Origin of the sequence: Salinisphaera sp. PC39, assembly GCF_040361335.1 — a bacterium.
Lineage (GTDB): Bacteria > Pseudomonadota > Gammaproteobacteria > Nevskiales > Salinisphaeraceae > APNM01.
The window spans coordinates 129,628-145,580 of sequence record NZ_APNM01000003.1 but is presented as its reverse complement, the minus strand read 5'-3'; the positions used below and the strand labels follow the sequence as shown (position 1 = coordinate 145,580).

Below are 15,953 nucleotides of genomic sequence, written 5' to 3'. Positions count from 1 at the left end.
CTGGAGATCCCGTGTCATGTATCGCCTCTGGTGTGCAGGTACTGCGTGGCTTTGTCCCAACCTTCGCGCATCATCAACTCGAGACCGGCGACCGCCCGTGCCAGACCGTCGGCGAGTTCGCCCGCCTCCTCGCGCGTGGGCGCGGCCAACACATATCCCAATACCCGGCTCTTGTCGCCGGGATGGCCGATGCCGATGCGCAGGCGGGCGAAATCCGGGCCGATCGCCCGGGTGATGTCGCGCAGACCGTTGTGCCCGCCATGACCGCCGCCACGCTTGAGGCGGATGGTGCCCGGCGGCAGGTCGAGATCGTCGTGAACCACCAGCAACTCGGACGGCGCCAGTTTGTAGAAGGCGGCGAACGGCTGCACGGCGTCGCCGCTGCGGTTCATGAAGGTGCCCGGCTTGAGCAGCCAGAGGGGCTCGCCGCCGAACTCGATCTGGGCCAACTCGGACTTGAAGCGCCGCTGCTCGCGGAAGGGCTCGCCGGCGGCCCGGGCCAGCCCGTCGACCAGCCAAAAGCCCACGTTGTGGCGCTGGTCGGCGTATTTCGGGCCGGGATTGCCCAGGCCGACCAGCGCCCGGATCGGAGCGGACACGCGGACAGCGGCGACCGGCGCCTACTTGTCCTCTTCGTCCTCGCCGGACTCGCCCTCGCTGTCCTCGGTCTCTTCGGACGCGGCTTCGGAGTCGGCCTCGGCTTCGGCCTCCTCGGCGGCGGCCTCGGCCTCCGCGGCCTCCTCTTCCTCGAGCTCGATGGCGGCGCGCGGCAGTTGCACGGACACGACGGTACGGTCGGTGTCGTGCATCAGGTCGACCAGCTCGACGCCCTCGGGCAGGGTCAGCTCGGACAGGTGCACGGCGTCGTTGACGTTGAGGGCCGAGCAATCCACCTCGATGTACTCGGGCAGGTTGCGCGGCAGGCACTCGACTTCGACATCGTTCATGCTGTGCTGGATGATGCCGCCCTCTTCCTTCACGCCGGGGCAATCGTCCTCACCGATGAAGTGCAGCGGCACGTGCATGCGCAGGGCCTCGCCGGCCACCACGCGCAGCAGGTCCATGTGCTGGATGAAGGGCTTGCTCGGATGGCGCTGCAGGTCGCGCAGCACGGCCTCCTCGGCCTTGCCGCCGGCGACGTTGATCTTGATCACGTGTGAGTAGAAGGCCTCGTTGTCGAGGTGGTGATCCAGGTCGTCGTGATCCACGGACAGCATCAGCGGCTCGTCGTTACCGCCATACAGGACGGCCGGCACCTTGCCCTCGCGGCGCAGGCGGCGGTTGGCGGCACGGCCTTGCGCGGTGCGCTTCTCGACGTTGAGCTCGAACGGTTTCATAGCTTACTCCCATCGCCGGCCGGCGACTTTCGCGCGTGCCGGCGCCGGCGGAATCGATCCAGTTGTGACGGGGCCAGGGCCGAAGGCCCTCCAAAAAAGACCGCGCATTATAACGGCACGCGGCCGGATATGGCAGGGGCGGCGCACGCGGCGCCGCCCGCGCGGTCAATCCACGTACAGCGTGCTGACCGACTCCTCGTTGCTCACGCGGCGGATGGTCTCGGCCAGCAGCGCGGCGATATGCAACTGGCGGATCTTGGGGCAGGCGGCGGCGGCCTCGGACAGCGGGATGGTATCGGTCACCACCAGCTCGTCCAGCACCGAGTTGCCCACCTTTTCGACCGCGTTACCGGAGAGCACCGGGTGTGTGATATAGGCGCGCACGCTCTCGGCGCCCTCGCTCTTGAGCGCCTCGGCGGCCTGGCAGAGGGTGCCGGCGGTATCCACCAGGTCGTCCACGATCACGCAGTCCTTGCCGGAGACATCGCCGATGATGTTCATCACCTTGGACTCGTTGGCCCGCGGCCGGCGCTTGTCGATGATCGCGAGATCCGCGTCGTCCAGGCGCTTGGCCAGAGCCCGCGCGCGCACCACGCCGCCCACGTCGGGCGAGACCACGATCAGGTTGTCGGTCTTCTGGCGCCAGAGGTCGCCGAGCAGGATCGGCGAGGCGTAGACGTTGTCGACCGGCATGTCGAAGAAACCCTGGATCTGGTCGGCATGCAGGTCCACGGTCAGGGCGCGATCGGTGCCCACCGCCCCGAGCATGCTCGCCACCACCTTGGCCGAGATCGGCACCCGCGCGGAACGCGGCCGCCGGTCCTGGCGGGCATAGCCGAAGTACGGGATCACCGCCGTGATGCGACCGGCCGAGGCACGATGGAGCGCGTCGATCATCATCAACAACTCCATCACATTGTCGTTGGTGGGGCCGCAGGTCGACTGCACCACGAAGACGTCGCGTCCGCGCACGTTCTCCTCGATCTCGACCATCACCTCGCCGTCGGAGAAACGGCCCACGCTCGCCTTGCCGATCGGCAGCTTGAGGTAGCCGGCCACATCGCGGGCCAACGCCGGATTGGCGTTGCCCGTGAAGACCATCAATCTGGAATCCGCCATCGTGCCTCGATCTGTGGTTTGTCGCGCCGGGCCGCCGCGTTCGGGAAGCGTTCCCCGGCGATCACCGCGCCTCGTTTGCCCGGGGGCGTCCCGGTCCCGACTCCGGGATGAAATCGACGCGAACGCGTTGCACGAGTCCGCCCGTCAGTCCGGAAACCGGCTCACGTCCCGTGTCCCCGGACCGGGGGCCGGGGCAACGTTCTTCATAGGCTCGCTTCGCTCGCCAAGAAGAATTGTTGGCTGGGGCGGCAGGATTCGAACCTGCGATTCACGGGATCAAAACCCGTTGCCTTACCACTTGGCTACGCCCCAAATCAGGTTGCAAGTTACAGATTACAGGGAACAGAGGGCCACGGAGTATAAAGGAAGGATACGCCTTCTTCACCTGTAACCTGTCCCCTGTAACCTGCAACCTAGCGTTCAAGGTCGAACCAGCGATCGATCACCAGCTTGATGGTGTTGTCGCCGTTATCGAGGACGATGCGGCGAGGCAGGGTCAGACCGCCGGCTTCCCGGTAGTCGGTGTAGGCCAGCCGCCAGCCGGCCTGCCAGAGATCGGTGAGCAAACCGTCGCCGTCCACGGCGACCCGCCCCGGCATGCCCGGCGCCGGCAGGCCGATCGCCCAATAGCGCAGGCCGGTGAGCGGGAAACGCCAACCCACGATCTCCTCCACCAGGGCCTCGGGATCGTTGGTGTAGTAGGTCTCGTCCTCGGTGTAGATGCGTACCAGGCCCGGCTCGCCGCGGGCACGGAAACCGCCCGCGCCGAGCGGCCCCGACAGGCGCACGTCGAAGCTCTCGCCGCGCTGCCGCCAGCTCAGGTTGCCGCTCCAGCCCAGGACCTTGCCGGTCGCCGCCCGCCCCTGCAGGGACCAATGGTCGAAACCGGCCAGGTCCTGTTGCCGCTCGCGCCAGGCTTCGGGATCGGCGACACCGGGAGCCCCCGGCTCGGGCGCCCGCATGATGGCGCAGCCCCCGAGCACCAACAGGGCGGCGACGGCCGCCAGGCTTCTCATGGGGCCAGGCGCTCCAGGGTCTCGCGCAGCACCGGGTGGTCCGGATCCTCGGCCTCGGCGTCGGACCAGACGCGCCGCGCCTCCTCCTTGCGCCCCAGCTTCCACAGAACCTCGCCGAGATGGGCGGCGACCTCCGGGTCGGGCAGCCGGGCGTAGGCACGCTCCAGGTAATCCAGCGCCTTATCCAGGTTCCCGAGCCGGTAGTGGATCCAGCCCATGCTGTCGATGATCACCGGATTGTCGGGATCGGCCTCCAGGGCCTGCTCGATGTAGCGGCGTGCTTCCTCGTAGCGCCGGGAGTGATTGCTCAGCATGTATCCCAGGGCGTTGAGGGCACGCGGATCGCCCGGTTCCTGGGACAACACCGCGCGCAGATCGGCCTCGGCGCGGTCGATGTCACCGAGCCGTTCCCAGACCAGCGAGCGGGCGTAGAGCAGGTCCGCATCGCCCGGGTACCGTGACAAGGCCTCTTCGTAGAGTGCCAGGGCCTCGCGGTAACGCTGTGCCTTGTACAGCAGCTCGCCCTCGGCGATGTAGAGACGTTCGGCCATGTCCCCGCGCCGCTCGCGCAGGGATTGCAGCTCGCTCCGGGCGCGCGCCAGGTCGCCCTGCTCATAGTACGTGGCGGCGGCCCGCACCTGGGCCTCGAACAGGTGGGCACCCTCGCCGACCCGGCCATACCACTGCCGGGCCTCGGCGTAATCACCGCGGCTTTCGGCCACGGCGCCGAGGTAGAAGGCCGCGTCATCGCGCCGCCGGCCGCTGCGGTACAGGGCCGCGAAGGCCTTCTCGGCCCGCTCGGCCTGATCCAGGCTCAGGGCCAGCAGACCGAGCCCGTAGCGGGCATCGGCATTGTCGGGGTCCAGCGACAGGGCGCGTTCGAATCCGTCCGCGGCGGCATCGGGCCGACCGGCATCGAGCAACAGGCGGGCATATTCGATGTGATGCTCGGCACGTTCCGAGCGGCTGCCGGTCAGACCGGCGACCAACTCGTCGGCGGCGGCGATCCGGCCCTGACGCACCAGGACGTCGGCCTTAAGCATCACCGCCTCGGCCCAGTCCGGACGCAACGCCAGCGCGCGGCCGGCCGCGGCGTCCGCCGCGCCCAGTCGGTTGTAGCGCAGCGCCAGCAGACCGAGCGCGTAGTGCGCTTCGGGAAGATCGGGATATCCGGAGACCAGCTCATCGACGGCGTTCAGCGCGACGTCGCCCGCGCCCGGTTCGCCGCTGAGCACGTCCGCCAACTCGCGGAACCCGGCGGCCGGGCCCTCCGGGTGCAGATCGACCACCGCCGCGGCATGGGTCTCGAGTTGGCGCGGCGCGCCCGCGCGCAGCGCCAGGCGGGCGGCGGTCTGGTGCGCGTCGGCGCTGTCCGGCTCGACCTCGCTCCAGGCCAGCGCCGCCCGGAAGGCGAGATCGGGATCACCGGCGAACAGCGCGATCCGGGTCGCGCGCTGGGCCAACTCCGGGTCGTCGCTGTAATCCAGCGCCGCGACATAGGCCTGCGCCGCCTGCGCCGCGTAACCGCGCTGCAGGGCGGTCTCGCCGGCGAGGATGTAGTACTCGAGGTCGACCTGGGGATCGGGCGGCAGCGGGACGACGGCCTCCGGCCTCTCCGGCGGCTCGTCCACCGGCACGGTCTTGGCGGGTTGACCCGCGCATCCGGCGAGCGCGATCAGGCAGGCGCAGGCCGGCAGGCGGATACCCCGGATGGGTGACTGGGGCAAGGTGGCTACGTCGTTGAAACCGGGTCGGCGACTATAACGCGATTGCGAACCCCCCCGCCACGGCACGCGGGCGCGCAGCACCCCCCGCTTGCGCGGTAAAATACCGCCATGACGTTGCTGACCGTCGGCCTCAACCACAACACCGCCCCGCTCGCGGTGCGCGAGACGGTGGCCTTTCCCCCGGCCCAGTGCCGGGAGGCGCTGGCCGGCCTCGTGCGTCTGCCGCAGGTCGCCGAGGGCGCCATCCTGTCGACCTGCAACCGCACCGAGCTGTACACGGTCTCCCGCGACGCCGACGACGACGCCCTCCGTCACTGGCTTTGCGACCAGCGCGGTCTCGACGCCCGCGGCCTGGCCCCGCACTTTTATGTCTATCGCGACCGCGACAGCATCCGGCACACGCTGCGGGTGGCCGCGGGCCTGGATTCCATGATCCTCGGCGAGTCCCAGATTCTGGGCCAGATGAAGGACGCCTACCGCCAGGCGCGCGCGGCCCGCAGTGCCGGTCCCTTGCTGACCCGGCTGTTCGAGCACAGCTTCGCGGTCGCCAAGAGCGTGCGCAGCGAGACCGAGATCGGCGCCAACCCGGTATCCGTGGCCTATGCCGGGGTCAGCCTGGCGCGCCAGATCTTCTCCGATTTCGCCGAGACCACGGCGATGCTGATCGGCGCCGGCGACACCATCGAGCTGACCGCGCGGCACTTGGCCGAGGCCGGCCTGCAACGGCTGATCTTCGCCAACCGCAGCATCGAGCGGGCACAGGCCCTGGCCGGCAAGTTCCGCGGCTACGCGATACCGCTGGAGGACATCGGCGCGCACTTGGCCGATGCCGACATGGTCGTGGCCTCGACCGCTGCCCCGACCTACCTGGTGCCGCTGGACGACGTGCGCGCGGCCCTGCGGCAGCGCCGGCGCAAGCCGGTGTTCATGCTCGACCTGGCCGTGCCGCGCGACGTCGAGCCCGCGGTGGGCGAACTGGAGGACGTGTACCTGTATACGGTCGACGACCTGCAGGGCGTGATCCGCGAGAACCTGCGCTCGCGCCACCAGGCGGCGCTGGTGGCCGACGGCATGATCGACGCCCGTATCGACGAGTTCTACGCGTGGCTGGACTCGCGCCGTTCGGCGGCCACCATCCGCGCCCTGCGCCGCGACGCCCACGACCGCCGCGAGGAAGTCCTGGCCAAGGCCCGCCGGATGCTCGCCAAGGGCAAGGATCCCGACGAGACCCTGGAATTCCTGGCCCGCACCCTGACCAACAAGCTGATGCACAGCCCCAGCGCCGCGCTGCGGCGGGCGCGCGGCGAGGAGCAGCAGGCACTGCTGGCCGCCGTGCGCCGGCTCTACGATCTGGACCCGGATGCCGAGGCATCCGGCGACGACCCCGACGACGGTTAGACACCGCGGCGCCCGGCCGGTATCCGGACCCGCCGCGGGGGCCGGAGCCCGCCCGCGAGCTGCGATAATGGGAACACGATGAAGGAAAGCCTCCAGAACAAGCTGGCCGAGCTCGTGGAACGCCACGAGGATCTGGCGCACACCCTGGCCGATCCGGACGTGATCGCGGACCAGCCCCGTTTCCGGCGTCTGTCGCAGGAGTACGCCCAGCTCGAGGAGCTGGCGCGGGATTACCGGGCCTACCGCGAGCTGGAGGCGGAGATCGCCAATCTCGAGGACATGACACAGGCGGACGAGGCCGAGCTGCGCGAGATGGCCGACGAGGAGCTGGCCGCCTGCCGGGAACGGCGCGAGGCGCTGGAGGCGGAGCTGCGGCGGCATCTGGTCCCGCGCGATCCCAACGACGACGCCAATCTGTTCCTCGAGATCCGCGCCGGCACCGGCGGCGACGAGGCCGCGCTGTTCGCGGGCGACCTGTTCCGGATGTACGTGCAATACGCCGAGAAACAGGGCTGGCGGGTCGAGACCCTGTCGGAGAGCCCCGGCGAGCATGGCGGTTACAAGGAGATCATCAGCCGCGTCATCGGCAGCGGCGCCTACTCCCGCCTCAAGTTCGAGTCGGGCGCGCACCGGGTGCAGCGGGTGCCGGAGACCGAGTCCCAGGGACGCATCCACACCTCCGCCTGCACGGTGGCCGTGCTACCGGAGGCCGCCGAGGTCGAGGAGGTCGCCATCAATCCGTCCGACCTGCGGGTGGACACCTACCGGGCGGCCGGCGCCGGCGGCCAGCACGTCAACAAGACCGACTCCGCGGTCCGGCTCACCCACCTGCCGACCGGCATCGTGGTCGAATGCCAGCAGGAACGGTCCCAGCACAAGAACCGCGAGCGCGCCATGAGCCTGCTGCGCACCAAGATGCTGGACATCGAGCGCAGCCGCCAGGCCAGCGAACAGGCCGCGACCCGCAAGCAGCTCGTGGGCAGCGGCGACCGCTCGGAACGCATCCGGACCTACAATTTCCCGCAGGGCCGAGTCACCGACCACCGCATCAATCTCACGCTGTACAAGCTCGACGACATCCTCGCCGGCAACCTGGACGAAGTGGTCGACGCCCTGGTCAGCGAGCACCAGGCCGAGGCACTGGCGGCGATGGGGGCGGCCTGAGCGGCGCGCCCGCCGGCCGCGCCGCGGTCGCCAGTCTCCGATTTCGAGTTTCCAGTTGAACCACAAACGAGCCACGACGATCCGGTCGGCATTGCACGATGCCGCGGCCCGGATCGCGGCCGTCAGCGACAGTCCCGATCTGGATGCCGGGCTGTTGCTGACGCATGTCCTGACACGGCCGCGCAGCTATCTGATCGCGCACGCCGACGACCCCCTGACGGCGGACGACGACGCGCGGTTCCGGGCCCTGGTCGAACGCCGGCGGGCGGGCGAGCCGGTGGCCTATCTCACGGGGAGCAAGGGTTTCTGGTCGTTGGACCTGACGGTGTCGGCGGCGGTGCTGGTGCCGCGCCCGGAGACCGAGCTGCTGGTGGAACGGGCACTGGCCGTGCTGCCCCCCGGGGCGGACGGCCGGATCGCCGACCTGGGCACGGGCAGCGGCGCCTTGGCCCTGGCGCTGGCGAGCGAACGCCCGGGCATGACAGTGATCGCCACCGACGCCAGCGACGACGCCCTGGACGTCGCGCGCGGCAACGCCCGTCGACTGGGCCTGACGAACGTCGAATGCCGCCGGGGCGAGTGGCTGACCGCCCTGGAAGCCGACGGAAAATACCGCCTGATCGTCTCCAATCCGCCCTATGTCGCGGCCGGCGACCCGCACCTCGTGGCCCTGGGGCACGAACCGCAGTCGGCCCTGGTCGCCGGCCCCGACGGCCTGGACGCCCTGCGCCGGATCGTTGCCGACACCCCGGCCCATCTCGATAACGGGGGATACCTGATGCTCGAACACGGCGCCGACCAGGGTCCGGCGGTACGGGCATTGCTGCACCAAGCCGGCTTCCGGGACATCGAGACCCACTCCGACCTCGCCGGCCATCCCCGCGTCACGGTCGGTTGTTCTTCATGAACCACAGGGTCACAGAGGCACAGAGCTCAAGAAGTTATCAACCCGAAGAACACAAGGCAGTTTCTTGTACCCCGCGTGGTTTTTACCGTGGTTTTTAACCGTCTTTCTCTCTGTGCCCCTGTGCCCCTGTGCCCCTGTGCCTCTGTGGTTCCATTCTTCCTCTACAGTCGCTCGATTAACGCCTGCGTATACCCGGTCGTGGTGCCGTCCCCGCCCAGGTCGGGCGTGACCCGGTCGTGGTCGGCGATCACGCCCCGGATGGCGTTGCGTATGCGCGCCGCGGCCTCGGTCTTGCCCAGGTGGTCGAGCATCAGGGCGGCCGCCAGGATCAGAGCGGTGGGATTGGCAATGTTCTTGCCGGCGATATCGGGGGCGCTGCCGTGCACCGCCTCGAACATGGCGTAGTCGTCGCCGATGTTGGCGCCCGGCGCCAGCCCGAGACCGCCCACCAGGCCCGCGCACAGGTCGGAGATGATGTCGCCGAACAGGTTGGTGGTCACGATCACGTCGAAACGGCCCGGGTCCATCACCAGGCGCATGGCGCAGGCGTCGACGATCAGTTCCTCGTGTTCCAGGTCGGGGTATTCCTCGGCCAGCTTGCGGCCCACCTCCAGGAACATGCCCGAAGTGGTCTTGAGGATGTTCGCCTTGTGGGTGATGGTCACCTTGCGGTGCCCCTGGTTGCGCGCGAACTCGAACGCGAAGCGCACGATCCGCTCGCATTCCCGGCGGGTGATCACGGACAGGGCCTCGGCGCGCGAGCGGTCCTCGCTGAGGGTCTGGCCCTCGCCGGAATACATGCCCTCGGTATTCTCGCGCACGACCACGATGTCGACGTTGTCGTAACGGCTGACCGTCCCCTCGAAGGACAGCACCGGCCGCACGTTGGCGTACATGTCGAAGCGCTTGCGCAGGGCGACGTTCACCGAGCTGTAGCCGCCGCCGCTGGGTGTGGTGACCGGTCCCTTGAGAACCACGCCGGTCTCCGCGATCGCGTCCAGGGCTTTCTGGGGGAGCACGTCGTCGCCCGCCTCCAGGGCCGCCTGGCCCACGTCGACCTGGCGGTAGCCGAGACCGGCCCCCACCGCGTCCAGGACTTGCAGGGTCGCGTCGACGATGCTCGGGCCGATGCCGTCGCCGCGGATGACTGTGATCTCGCGTTGGCTCATGACAGGTTTCCGGGATTGGGCCGGCATGCACCGGCCCGGCGTTGCCGGTCCCGGCACACGCGTGACCGCGTCGGGCGGCCGGGACCACGAAAGTCGTATACGCTATTATCCTAGCGCGAATGCCCCGCTGAGGCGACTGCGACCATCGTCTAGGCCAATGAAATCATGAGGAAATCATACTTTCCGGCTGGCGCGGCCCGATGGTGGCCGGGACGGATCGTCGCTGTCCTGTCCGCCCTCCTGTTCACCGCCGCGGCCGCCATCGCTTCCGGGGAAGCCCCGGTCGATCTGGTGGTGGTGCTCAAATCCGACCGGGAAATGTATCTCTACCGCGACGGCCTGCCGGTCCGGCGCTACGATATCCAGCTCGGCTCCGAGCCGAACGGCCACAAGCGCCGCGAGGGCGACGGCCGCACGCCCGAAGGCGCCTACCTGCTGGATTGGCGCAACCCGGACAGCCGGTTCTACAAGTCGATCCACGTGTCGTACCCGAACCGGCGCGACATGACCGCGGCCATGCGGCGCGATGTGGATCCCGGCGGCCAGATCATGATCCACGGCCAGCCTTGGTACGCGGGCACGCCCCGGGTCGGCGACTGGACCGACGGCTGCATCGCGGTCTCCAACAAGGCCATGGACGAACTCTGGCGCCTGGTGCCGGAGGACACGCGCATCCATATCTATCCATAAGGCATCCACAGATTTCACGGATTACGCGGATTTCAAAAACCATCTGTCTGTGTAATCTGCGTAATCGGTGGATCGACTTACCTCCTCGAATCCCGTTCCGTGCCGAGCATTGACGCCGGTCAATGCGGATTGGTCCGGAGACACTAGCCTATGCCGATCCATCTGAATCCATGGACAGGTGAGCCCGCCTGGTGCTGTCGGCTGGGGGATGCCATCCTGCGGCGCGGCGGGTATCCTGTCGCGCCGATGCATGTCGGGGGATACGAATTGGACGAACCGCTGATTCCGCGGCCGCTGGCCACCAAGCTGCTGTTCGAGGCGCAGAAGTGCCCGGACGAAGAGGTGTGCGGGCTGGTCGGCGCGGGCGACGACGACCTGCCGCGCAGCCTTTATCCCGTGGCCAACGCCGCCGCGGAACGCAAGCATCGCTTCGAGATGGACCCCCAGGACCAGATCCGGGCGATGAAAGAGATGCGCGAGCGCGGCGAGACCCTGTGGGCCGTGTATCACTCGCATCCGGACGCCCCGCCCGAACCCTCGGCGCGCGATCTCGCCGAGATCGGCTATCCGGAGGCGCTCTATCTGATCATCTCGCTGAACATCAAGGGCGTGCTGGAGATGCGCGCCTGGCGGCCCGACGACGCCGGCGGCATGCGCGAGGTCACGCTCCGGGTGATGGACTGACCGGCCCGCTGCCGGCCAGGAAGGCCTCGACCGCCGCCAGGGTCTCGGCGGGCAATTCGATCTGGGGATAATGCCCGCAGGGCAGCTCGACCACGTCCGGATCGGGCACCAGCTCGCGGTAGCGCTGCGCCATGTGCCCGCCGGAGACGGGATCGTGGACGCCGTCGACGAGCCGCAGCGGCACCGGGGCATCACGCAACGCCCCGACCCAGCGCTCGCGGTGCGTGCGGCGATCCTCGATGTAACGGATCAGGCGATGGTAGACGCGGATGCCGCCGCGCTCATTCGCCAGTTGCCAGAATGCAGCCATTTCCACCGCCGAAGGCGGGGTCTCGGGCCCGAACACCTGGCGCATGCTGTGGCCGAAGGCCCGCTCCGAGATCAGCCGCGATACCAGCCAGCCGAACGGCCCCAGCAACAGCCGCTGCACCGGCCGCGCCCGGTGGGTCTCCGGGAACAGTCCGCCGTTGAGCAGGCAGACACCGAGAATGCGGCCGGGCTCGCCCTCCGCCCGGCGATCGATGTCGCGCGCCAGAAGTTCCTGGGCCACCGAATCGCCGTAATCGTGCGCCAGGATGCGGTAGCGATCGACGCCGAGCTCGGCCAAAAGCGCCTCGTGGAGATCGGCCTGGTCGTGGATGCGGTAATCGTGGAAACGCGGCTTGGCGGAGAAGCCGAAGCCCAGCATGTCCGGCGCGATGCAGCGATGCCCGGCGGCCAGCGCGGGCCACAGCCGGTGCCAGTCCCAGGAGGCCGTCGGAAAGCCGTGGATCAGCACCAGCGCCTCGCCGCCGCCCTCGTCCATGTGGAAGACATTATGGCCGCGGTAGCGGAAGCGCTTGCCGCGCGCCCGCCAGTCGTCGAGCGGCACATGCGGTCCGATTCCCGTCATGCCCGGATCATGCGCGAGCCGGCAGCCGCCCGCAACCGCCGCGCGCTCCTCGCCGGCGGCGGTTTCGGGTTAAACTGCCGGACCTAACCCGCAGTCGATTCGGTCGAGAAAACAACCGCATATGCGCCTGTCCAGATTCCCCCTGTTCACCACCAAGGAAACCCCGGCGGACGCCGAGATCGTCAGCCACCAGTTGATGCTGCGCGCGGGCATGATCCGCAAGCTCGCCGCCGGGCTCTACACCTGGACGCCGCTGGGCCTGCGGGTGCTGCGCAAGGTCGAGACCATCGTGCGCGAGGAGATGGACGCCGCCGGCGCGCTGGAGCTGCTGATGCCGGCCGTCCAGCCCGCCGAGCTGTGGCGGGAATCCGGCCGCTGGGAGGCGATGGGCGCGGAGATGCTGCGCCTCCGCGACCGCCACGAGCGCGAGTTCTGCTTCGGCCCCACCCACGAGGAGGTCATCACCGACCTCGTGCGGCGGGACTACCGCAGCTACCGCCAGTTGCCCGTGAACCTGTACCAGATCCAGACCAAGTTCCGGGACGAGATCCGGCCGCGCTTCGGCGTGATGCGCGCCCGCGAATTCCTGATGAAGGATGCCTATTCCTTCCACATGGACCGCGACGACCTGGGCCGCGAATACGACAACATGCGTGCCGCCTATACCCGCATCTTCGAGCGCATCGGCGCGGATTTCCGGATCGTGGACGCCGATCCGGGCGCGATCGGCGGCTCCAAGAGCGAGGAATTCCATGTCCTCGCCCAGTCCGGCGAGGACGCCCTGGCCGTCTCCGACCAAGGCGAGTTCGCCGCCAACGTCGAGGCCGCCGCCTGTCCGCCCCCCGATGCGGAGCGACCCGGCCCGGCGCAACAACTCGAGCGCGTCGCGACGCCCGGCGTCGCCACCATCGCCCAGCTCAGCGAGTTCCTGGGCGTGCCCGCCGAGCGCACCGTGAAGGCGGTCGTGGTCGAGGGCGCCGACGGCGACCCGGTCCTGCTGCTGCTGCGCGGCGACCACCAGCTCAACGACATCAAGGCCGCGCGCCTGCCGGCCGTGGCCGACCCCGTGACCTTCGCCGACGAGGCCACGATCCGGTCGCGTTTCGGCGCCGGCCCCGGCTCGCTCGGACCGGTGGGCGTCGACCTGCGCGTGATCGCCGACCACGCCCTGCGGCCGATGGCCGATTTCGTGACCGGCGCCAACGAGGACGGCCACCACCTGACCGGCGTCAACTGGGGCCGCGATCTGCCGGAGCCCGAGTTCGCGGACCTGCGCGAGGCACAGGCCGGGGATCCGAGCCCCGACGGCCGGGGCACACTGCGCATCCTGCGCGGCATCGAGGTGGGCCATATCTTCCAGCTCGGCCGCAAATACAGCGACGCCATGAACCTGACCGTGCTGGACGAGGACGGCAAGGCCGTGACCCCCGAGATGGGCTGCTACGGCATCGGCATCTCGCGCATCGTCGCCGCGATCATCGAGCAGCGTCACGACGACGCCGGCATTGTCTGGCCCGCGCCGATCGCGCCCTTCGAGCTGGCGATCCTGCCGATCAAGGCCGACAAGTCGCACCGGGTGCGCGAGGCCTGCGAGACCCTGTACGCCCAGTGCCGCGAAGCCGGCATCGACGTCGTGCTCGACGATCGCGGCCTGCGGCCCGGCCCCATGTTCGCGGACGCCGAGTTGATCGGCATCCCGCACCGGATCGTGGTCGGCGAGCGCGGCCTGGACGCCGGCACCCTGGAGTACAAGGGCCGCAGCGACGCCGAGGCCGAGCACATCCCGCACGATTTGCAGGCCGTGCTCGAGCGCGTAAAGAACGAACCACAGAGGCGCACAGAGGCGCACAGAGGTAAGTAATGGGAAAGCGGCTTGGGCCGATGTCTATGCTATAGATCAACGTTGGGGTACCGGCAAAGCCTTGAAGCGAACCCTGAAAAAACTTGTCTTCTTTCCCTCTGTGCGCCTCTGTGCGCCTCTGTGGTTGATCATTGCCTGTCTGCATGCCCTCCCGGCCCAGTCCGAGGACAAGGTGCAACGCCAGGCGCCGACGCCGGCGCTGCGCGAAGCCCTGGTCGCGGCGGTCAACGACAGCGAGGGGTTCGATAACCGGTTCGCCGCCGAGGTCTGGCTGCTGGACATGTCCACGCGCCTGGCGCCCCTGATCCCCGACGAGGAGCGCCGACTGCGGCTGCTGCGGGCCGTCCATCGCGAGGCGCGCCGTACCGATCTGCCGCCGGAGCTGGTGCTGGCGGTGATCCAGGTGGAGAGCGCCTTCAAGCGCTACGCGGTATCCTGGGCCGGGGCGCAGGGGCTGATGCAGGTCATGCCCTTCTGGGTGGACGAGATCGGCCGCCCGCGGGACAACCTGTTCGATCTCGAGACCAACCTGCGCTACGGCTGCACCATCCTGCGCCACTACCTGGATATCGAGGACGGCGACCTGTCCCGGGCGCTGGCCCGCTACAACGGCAGCACCGGCCAGTACTGGTATCCCACGCGCGTGCAGACCGCGCTGGAGGAGCGCTGGTACCGGCGCTGAATCCATCCATACCGAACGACGATCATGCTGCGCATCTACCACAACCCCCGCTGCTCCAAGTCCCGGCAGGCGCTCGCCCTGCTCCGGGAGGCCGGACACGAACCGGAAGTCGTGAAATACCTGGAGACACCGCCGGACGAGGCGGCCCTGCGCCGGGTGCTGGCCAAACTGGACACGCCCGCCGCCGGGCTGCTGCGCCACAACGAGCCGCAGTTCAAGGAGCTGGGCCTGGCGGACCGCGGCAACCTCAATCAACAGGCCGTGATCGATGCGCTGGTCGCCGCGCCCAAGCTGCTGCAGCGGCCCCTGATCGAGACCGACGAGCGAGCCTTCGTCGCCCGTCCGCCGGAACGCGTCAGCGAGCTCGGCGGGCCGCGCCGATGACGCGCGACATCCTGGTCCTCTACTACAGCCGCCACGGCGCGACCGCCGCGATGGCCGACGAGATCGCCCGCGGCGTAGTCGGCGTGCGCGGCGCGGATGCCCGCGTGCGTACGGTGCCCCCGGTGTCGCCCGACACCGAGGCCACGGCCGGGGAGCTCCCGGAGACCGGCGCGCCCTATGCCGAGTTGTCCGACCTGTCCGAGTGCGCGGGCCTGGCCCTGGGCTCGCCCACGCGTTTCGGCAACATGGCCGCACCGCTCAAGCATTTCCTGGACGGGACCGCGGCGGAGTGGCTGTCCGGCGCCCTGGCGGGCAAGCCGGCTGCGGTGTTCACCTCCACCGGCAGCCTGCATGGCGGCCAGGAAAGCACCCTGCTGACCATGATGCTGCCCCTGCTGCATCACGGCATGTTGCTGGTGGGTCTGCCCTACACCGAGGCCGCCCTGCACCGGACCACCTCCGGCGGCACCCCCTACGGCGCCAGCCACCTGGCGGGCGGCGGTGCCGACAAGGCGCTGACCGACGACGAACGCACCCTCTGCCGCGCCCTGGGCCGGCGCCTGGCGGAAACCGCCGTGAGGCTGGACCCGTGAGGCCCAGTCGTCACGCCCGCATGGCGGCGCTGGGCGCGCTGGCGCTGCTGATCGGGACCATCGCGCTCTGGAACGCCGCCAATCCATGGCTCGCGGTGGTCTTCATCGTGCCGCTGCTGCCGCCGCTTCCCGGCCTCTGGCGGGGACGTCCCTACACTTACGCCTGGACCAGCCTGCTGGTACTCGCCTACCTCGCGGGCCTGATCACCGAGTTCTGGTCCAACCCCGCGCGCGGCTACTCCGGCGTCGCCTTGTTCGCGGCCGCCGCCCTGTTCGTGGCCTGTCTGGCATTCGTACGGCTGCGTTCCCGCGAAGGCGCATAACGGCTTA

Annotated in this window: 17 protein-coding genes and 1 tRNA gene; 10 read left to right on the top strand and 8 right to left on the bottom strand. The window is 69.2% G+C overall.

Annotation, left to right across the window (positions count from 1 at the left end):
• Positions 1-14: 14 nt before the first annotated feature.
• From pth to PC39_RS04515, 6 genes are all read right to left on the bottom strand, one after another.
• Positions 15-599: an aminoacyl-tRNA hydrolase gene (gene pth / locus PC39_RS04540; RefSeq protein ID WP_353252178.1), complete on the bottom strand. Its 585-nt coding sequence runs from the start codon at positions 597-599 to the stop codon at positions 15-17.
• A gap of 21 nt (positions 600-620) precedes the next feature.
• On the bottom strand, positions 621-1,337 hold the full coding sequence (locus PC39_RS04535) for a 50S ribosomal protein L25/general stress protein Ctc (RefSeq protein ID WP_353252177.1): 717 nt from the start codon (positions 1,335-1,337) through the stop codon (positions 621-623).
• A 165-nt stretch (positions 1,338-1,502) separates the two neighbouring features.
• On the bottom strand, positions 1,503-2,456 hold the full coding sequence (locus tag PC39_RS04530) for a ribose-phosphate diphosphokinase (protein WP_353252176.1): 954 nt from the start codon (positions 2,454-2,456) through the stop codon (positions 1,503-1,505).
• Positions 2,457-2,693: 237 nt separating this feature from the next.
• Positions 2,694-2,768 (bottom strand) — tRNA-Gln (locus PC39_RS04525).
• A gap of 101 nt (positions 2,769-2,869) precedes the next feature.
• Positions 2,870-3,472: a lipoprotein insertase outer membrane protein LolB gene (gene lolB, locus PC39_RS04520; RefSeq protein WP_353252175.1), complete on the bottom strand. Its 603-nt coding sequence runs from the start codon at positions 3,470-3,472 to the stop codon at positions 2,870-2,872.
• Complete coding sequence (locus tag PC39_RS04515; RefSeq protein WP_353252174.1) at positions 3,469-5,199, bottom strand: tetratricopeptide repeat protein; 1,731 nt, start codon at positions 5,197-5,199, stop codon at positions 3,469-3,471. Before PC39_RS04515 ends, lolB begins: the two co-directional genes overlap by 4 nt.
• Positions 5,200-5,307: 108 nt before the next feature.
• Between PC39_RS04515 and hemA the strand changes: the two genes are divergently transcribed.
• The 3 genes from hemA to prmC all read left to right on the top strand — a co-directional run bounded on the left by hemA (position 5,308) and on the right by prmC (position 8,668).
• A complete protein-coding gene (gene hemA / locus PC39_RS04510; protein WP_353252173.1) occupies positions 5,308-6,597 on the top strand; it encodes a glutamyl-tRNA reductase in 1,290 nt (429 codons plus the stop codon).
• Positions 6,598-6,675: 78 nt separating this feature from the next.
• Positions 6,676-7,761, top strand: a complete 1,086-nt coding sequence (gene prfA, locus PC39_RS04505; protein WP_353252172.1) for a peptide chain release factor 1 — start codon at positions 6,676-6,678, stop codon at positions 7,759-7,761.
• A 55-nt stretch (positions 7,762-7,816) separates the two neighbouring features.
• On the top strand, positions 7,817-8,668 hold the full coding sequence (gene prmC, locus PC39_RS04500; protein WP_502950845.1) for a peptide chain release factor N(5)-glutamine methyltransferase: 852 nt from the start codon (positions 7,817-7,819) through the stop codon (positions 8,666-8,668).
• 161 nt (positions 8,669-8,829) lie between these two features.
• On the opposite strand, the gene PC39_RS04495 is transcribed toward prmC, so the two are convergent.
• Positions 8,830-9,837: an isocitrate dehydrogenase gene (locus PC39_RS04495; protein ID WP_353252171.1), complete on the bottom strand. Its 1,008-nt coding sequence runs from the start codon at positions 9,835-9,837 to the stop codon at positions 8,830-8,832.
• A 165-nt stretch (positions 9,838-10,002) separates the two neighbouring features.
• Between PC39_RS04495 and PC39_RS04490 the strand changes: the two genes are divergently transcribed.
• Together PC39_RS04490 and PC39_RS04485 are read left to right on the top strand one after the other, a co-directional pair.
• Complete coding sequence (locus PC39_RS04490) at positions 10,003-10,527, top strand: L,D-transpeptidase family protein (RefSeq protein WP_353252170.1); 525 nt, start codon at positions 10,003-10,005, stop codon at positions 10,525-10,527.
• Between the two features lie 267 nt (positions 10,528-10,794).
• Positions 10,795-11,211 carry a M67 family metallopeptidase gene (locus tag PC39_RS04485; protein ID WP_353252169.1) on the top strand — a complete coding sequence of 139 codons (417 nt, stop codon included), beginning with the start codon at positions 10,795-10,797 and terminating at the stop codon, positions 11,209-11,211.
• Here PC39_RS04485 and PC39_RS04480 read toward each other — a convergent pair.
• Positions 11,189-12,103 carry an alpha/beta fold hydrolase gene (locus PC39_RS04480; RefSeq protein ID WP_353252168.1) on the bottom strand — a complete coding sequence of 305 codons (915 nt, stop codon included), beginning with the start codon at positions 12,101-12,103 and terminating at the stop codon, positions 11,189-11,191. The genes PC39_RS04485 and PC39_RS04480 overlap by 23 nt on opposite strands.
• Positions 12,104-12,224: 121 nt before the next feature.
• On the opposite strand from PC39_RS04480, the gene PC39_RS04475 reads away from it, so the two are divergent.
• From PC39_RS04475 to PC39_RS04455, 5 genes are all read left to right on the top strand, one after another.
• Positions 12,225-13,964 (top strand): proline--tRNA ligase, encoded by a 1,740-nt coding sequence (locus PC39_RS04475; RefSeq protein ID WP_353252167.1) that lies wholly within the window; start codon positions 12,225-12,227, stop codon positions 13,962-13,964.
• A 172-nt stretch (positions 13,965-14,136) separates the two neighbouring features.
• Positions 14,137-14,646 carry a lytic transglycosylase domain-containing protein gene (locus tag PC39_RS04470; RefSeq protein WP_353252166.1) on the top strand — a complete coding sequence of 170 codons (510 nt, stop codon included), beginning with the start codon at positions 14,137-14,139 and terminating at the stop codon, positions 14,644-14,646.
• Between the two features lie 24 nt (positions 14,647-14,670).
• Positions 14,671-15,030, top strand: coding sequence for an arsenate reductase (glutaredoxin) (gene arsC / locus PC39_RS04465; protein ID WP_353252165.1), 360 nt, complete (start codon positions 14,671-14,673; stop codon positions 15,028-15,030).
• Positions 15,027-15,623: an NAD(P)H:quinone oxidoreductase gene (wrbA, locus tag PC39_RS04460; RefSeq protein ID WP_353252164.1), complete on the top strand. Its 597-nt coding sequence runs from the start codon at positions 15,027-15,029 to the stop codon at positions 15,621-15,623. The genes arsC and wrbA overlap by 4 nt, the downstream gene beginning before the upstream one ends.
• Positions 15,620-15,946, top strand: a complete 327-nt coding sequence (locus tag PC39_RS04455) for a DUF2069 domain-containing protein (RefSeq protein WP_353252163.1) — start codon at positions 15,620-15,622, stop codon at positions 15,944-15,946. Before wrbA ends, PC39_RS04455 begins: the two co-directional genes overlap by 4 nt.
• The last annotated feature ends 7 nt before the right edge of the window (positions 15,947-15,953 follow it).